Origin of the sequence: Mitsuokella sp. AF21-1AC, from assembly GCF_003458855.1 — a bacterium.
GTDB lineage: Bacteria > Bacillota > Negativicutes > Selenomonadales > Selenomonadaceae > Mitsuokella.
In genome coordinates, this window is record NZ_QRVW01000053.1 from 1 (window position 1) to 5,240 (window position 5,240).

Here is a 5,240-nt window from a genome sequence, read left to right on the forward strand (position 1 = left end):
AGATTCCCTCAAGCTCGCGACTTCAGTCGCGGGTAGTTGACGATTTATGTTACAATGAAAGACAAGAAGAAAGGCATGAACCATCTTACGTACAGAACGAAGGGCGCGGATCTTATGGATATCAGGAATCGACTTTCTAGCCGGCAGGAATTTTTTCAGGCAGCTGCCAGGCAGCTGCAGCAGGAATGGACCGAACACCACCTGATCCAGTCCTGCCCGGTCTTCTTCAACATTACGAACTTTCATCTCTACAACGCCATGCGCGGATTCCGGCAGGGCGATCTCTGCCTGCAGCACATCGAAGGCATCCTGCTGCGCACCTTTCCGCACAAGCTCATCGTCCACATCGGCTCCGACAACTTCGCCGTGCTGGCCGATGCCATGGATGTGCGGGAGCGCATCGCGGAAGCCTGCCAGCACGTGCAGGCCTTCATCGGGAATCCCAACATCGCCCTGAAGGCCGGCATCCGCTTCCTCGACGAGCCCCGCTCCGCCGCAGAACTCACGGGCATCTTCGACAGCGAGGCCAAGATTGCCTGCGATACCATCAAGAAGGATGCCTCGCGCCACTTCGCCATCTACACGGAACAGCTGGGCCTGCGCAGCCGCATGCAGAATTACGTGCGCGAGCATCTCGAAGAGGCCCTGCAAAAGGGATATATCCGCGTCTACCTGCAGCCGGTGATCCGCACGCTCACGGGCGAGCTTGCAGGTGCCGAGGCACTCGCGCGCTGGGAGTCCCCGCAGTACGGCACAATCTCGCCGGGAATCTTCATCCCCGTGCTCGAAGAAGCCCACCTCGTCCACAAGCTCGATGCCTACATCCTGCACGCTGTCGCCAAGATGATACGCCGCTGCCTTGATGCCAATCTCCCGGCCCTGCCGGTTTCCGTCAATCTCTCGCGCCTCGACTTCATGTTCCAGGACCCGTTCGGCACGACTGAAGCCATCCGGCAAAAATACGGCCTGCCGCTCGGCCTGATACAGGTCGAGATCACGGAAAATGCACTCGTCGACAAGATGGAACCAGTACTTGAAGGCCTCCAGAAATTCCAGCAGAGCGGGTATCCCGTACTGCTCGACGATTTCGGCAGCGGCTATTCCTCGCTGAATGTACTCAAGGACTACGATTTCGATACCATCAAATTCGACATGAAGTTCCTGCATCCATTCACGGAAAAGAGCCGGAAAATCCTCAAATACCTCGTGAGTATGGCCAAGGAACTCTCCATCCACACGCTGGCCGAAGGCGCGGAGACGCGGGAACAGTGCGAGTTCCTGCGCAGCATTGGCTGTGAGAAGATACAGGGGTATTACTATGGCAAGCCCATGCCCTGCGAAGAATTCCACCAGTTCTGCTTCGAGCAGGGATTGCGGCTGGAAACCAGCGAGGATGCAGCCCTGCTCAGCCAGGCTGGCCTCGTGGATTTCAATCAACCCCTTCCCATCGCCATTGTTTACGACAATTCAAAGGAATTCTGCATGCTGCAGCTCAACGACCTCTATCTCCAGTCGCTGCACAGTATCGGCACACCCGATATCACCCACGTCAATGTCAATCTGCGTTCCAAGAACTTCCCGATGAACCAGAAGTTCCGGCGCTTCATCGACCGTCTCATCCGGACCAGGCAGTGGGAAACCATGACGTATGTGGATAACGGCCAATTCCTCCGCCTTCAGGCAAAGCTGATCGCCCACTCCGGCCCAAACAGCGTTTTTCAGGTATCCCTTTACAACATCACGGCCGAGAAAAATATCGACGATGAAGATTCACATCGTTTTGACAAAATCGTGCGCAATGTCCTCCTGACGTATGATGCCATCTGGTACCTTGATCTCGATCAAGATATTTGCGAGATCGTCGAGACGCTGACGGGCGTGCGCGCCGGCACCCAGTTCCATGGCGTTTCCGAGTTCTTCCGTCGTTTTGCCAGCCAGTACGTGCATCCGGCAGACCGCGAACGCTTCCTGACGTTTACGGATACTTCCGATTTCTACGAACGGGCGACGGCCAGTCCGCAATCGTTCCTGTCGGCTCCGTTCCGCATCCTGCTGTCCGATGGAAGCTACAGCTGGCTCTTCTTCACGGGCATTGCCTTCGTCAAGTCCTCCTCACGCGAAATGCTGCTCTGCCTGTGCCAGGACCTCATGGGGCGGCAGCCCGAGCGGCGGGATATCATCCGGCAGATGATCGAAAGCTACGGCATCACGAAGGAATTCTTCGCCGCAGGCCCGGACATGCCGAGTCAGGCCATCTGGAAGATCCTGCTGCAGGAGACGGACATCCAGCTGTTCTGGAAGGACCGCCAGCACCGGTTCCGCGGCGCCAGCGCCGCCTTTCTCAAGGGACGCGGCGTTACATCCATCGATGATATTCTCGGCAGGACCGACGGGGAACTCGGCTGGCAGCTGCATGCCGCCAGCACATACGATACGGAAGAACAGGTCATGCAGTCGGGGCGTCCGCTTCTGCACCTCACCGAGCAGATGAACATCGACCACCGTCTCCAGGACATACAGGTATCGAAGTTCCCGATCTGTGAAAATGACCAGGCCATCGGCCTGCTCGTCACAATCACGCGTCCCAAAGAGGCTACCGCGCAGCAGGCAGCCCTCACGTCCGAACTGCTCGATGCGGAAACAGGCCTGCTGAACTACAGCGGCATGATCAAGAATACCCTGCAGTACGCGGATGAATACCGTCTGCACGGCGAAGATTACACCTGCCTGCTGCTCGACGTGCCGGAATACGACGCCATCGGCCTGACATACGGCGAAGGCTTCCGGCAGCATCTGCTGCAGAGAATCCTCGACATCCTGCGGCAGCACCTGCCCGGCAGCTGCAGCATCGCCCGCATCGGCAGCTGCTGTTTCCTCGTGATCTACAAGAGGCAGCAGGACGACGCCATCCAGCAGGCCCTCCTGACGATCACGCAGAACCTCCACGCCATCACGAAGCTCGAAGGCCATGCCTGCAATCTCCTGATGCACTACGCCTTGGTACACGGCTCCGAGGTGCGCAGCATCGACGGCCTGCTGCGTCTCCTGATCAACCGCATGCACCATGCGGAAGAAACGATGTACGGTGCCGTACCCTACAGCAATGACCACATCGTCCTCGAACGCGAAATCTTTGATCATATGGAATTCGGCGTCATCGTCGCTGACCCCGAAACGTACGAGGTGCTCTATCTGAACCAGGCCGAACGCGAAGAGCTCGGCATGCTGCCCGACGAGCCCCTGCAGGGAAAGAAATGCCACGAGCTCATGGCCGGCCATACCGTCCCGTGCGAGGACTGCTGCCTGCCAAAGCTCAGCCACAACAGGGTGTACACGAGAATCTACCACAATCACGTCACGAACTCCCAGCTGCTGCTCTGCCATACCCTCATCCCCTGGAACGGCAAATGGTGTCATTTCTGCATGATCATCAACCTCGATTATTACCTGCAGCGCCACGCCCTGCAGGAAAAAGTCCTGTACCAGGAGCTTTCCGTCAACGACATCATCCGCTCCGGCATGTACGAGCTCAAGCCGGAGAACGGCATCCGCAAGATGATGAACCGGCTGGGCAATCAGCTCGGTGCCGATGATATCGTCATCGTCGAGGAAGAAGGCGATCTGCTGCATTTTTCCTACATCTGGGAAAACCGGCTGGCGCCGCCGCTCTCCAGGCACATCAAGCCGTTCCCGCGCGCAGAGGTCCGCCCGATTTACGAGCAGTTCATCCATGCTCCGGTATTCGTCATCGAGGATATCGAACAGTTCTGCCGGGACAATGCGGATTACGCACCGCGCCTGCCGAACCTCAAGCAGCTCGTCTTTGCCCGCCTGCGCCTCGACGACCACAGCTACGGATATCTCGAAATCGTCAATCCCCAGCCCGACTACCTCAAAAAAGCCGTGCCGCTCCTCACGGCACTCGTCCGCTTCTTCTCCATCCTGCTGCGCAACCGCGACATGATGCAGAGCATCGACCGCCTGAGCAAGGTCGACCCCCTGACGAATACGATGAACCGGCGCGGGCTCATGGACTACATCAGGAAGCTGCCGCCTGCCCGCCAGTATGCCTTCTTCTTCGGCGACCTCAACGGCCTCAAGGAGACAAACGACCAGTTCGGTCACGAGGCCGGCGACCGCCTCATCCAGGCCACGGCCTCCATCCTCTGCCAGTCCTGCCCCACCGATGCCGTCTTCCGCATGGGCGGCGACGAATTCCTCATGATCCAGGCCGTGCAGGATAAGAAAGAAGCGGAAGCCATTCATGCACAGCTGCATGAACGCTTCCGCCTCGCAAGCATCGGTATTTCCTTCGGGTTTTCTCTGGCCATGCTGTCCGCCGACAACATCGATGCCGTCCTGGCGGAAGCCGACCACAACATGTACAAAGAAAAAGTCCTGCATCATCAGACGCATCACAAGCATTTCCCTTACTGAGCCGGATAGAAGGGGCGGATGACCGCCTCATGCTGCGGGAACACCCCCAGCATCTCCGTGAGGGATACGAGACGCCAGCCCGTATAGCGGAACTTCGGCGCCGTCATGCAGCTTATCAGCGTGCAGCCATCTGCCTCAAGGTTCCTCGCGGCAAAGATGCTGCCTGCCGGCACCGTGAACGACGGGCGTTCCCCGGCCGCGACATCGAGCCCCAGGCGGACCGTCTCAAACTGGCCGTCCGGATAGAACAGGAAGGCCTCGACACCGCAGCCCGCATGGTAATACCAGATCTCGTCGCAGTCGATCTCATGATAGGCAGAAACCTCGCCCGCATCGAGCAAGTAGTAAATGCTGCCTGCCAGCGGCCGCGCATCCGTCCCCTGCCGCCGCTGTTCGTGCGACGTGTAAACCTCGGCATAATATCCGCCCTCCGGATGCGGCTCAAGCTGCAGCATCTCGATATAGCGGCGGCACTCCTCATGATCCATAGTCTCATCTCCCTGGCGTTTTCATCGTAAGCAACAATTTATTATACGGTATTTTCCTTCCTTCCGCCAGTAAAATCGGCAACACACAGCAAAGGCCCGCACCAAAAATCTCTGGTGCGGGCCTTTATTGTATGCCTGCCGTTCGAGTGACACCGTAAGTTGTGTGATAATGTGACGGGACAGACTCAGAAGAAGCGGCTGACAATCAGATAGGAAAGTGCGCCGCTACGATAAATCTGTATAAATATGATATAATTCACACAAATTTATACTATGGTAAATTGCAAGTTGAAATTGAACAGAAATATAATCAAG

At 57.3% G+C, this 5,240-nt stretch carries 2 protein-coding genes; one reads left to right on the forward strand and one right to left on the reverse strand.

Going from position 1 to position 5,240, the window contains the following annotated elements:
• The first annotated feature begins 114 nt into the window (after positions 1-114).
• Positions 115-4,437, forward strand: coding sequence for an EAL domain-containing protein (locus DWX75_RS11800; RefSeq protein WP_158558807.1), 4,323 nt, complete (start codon positions 115-117; stop codon positions 4,435-4,437).
• On the opposite strand, the gene DWX75_RS11805 is transcribed toward DWX75_RS11800, so the two are convergent.
• A complete protein-coding gene (locus DWX75_RS11805) occupies positions 4,431-4,925 on the reverse strand; it encodes a cupin domain-containing protein (protein WP_118016507.1) in 495 nt (164 codons plus the stop codon). The two genes, DWX75_RS11800 and DWX75_RS11805, sit on opposite strands and share 7 nt — an antisense overlap.
• Positions 4,926-5,240: the final 315 nt, after the last annotated feature.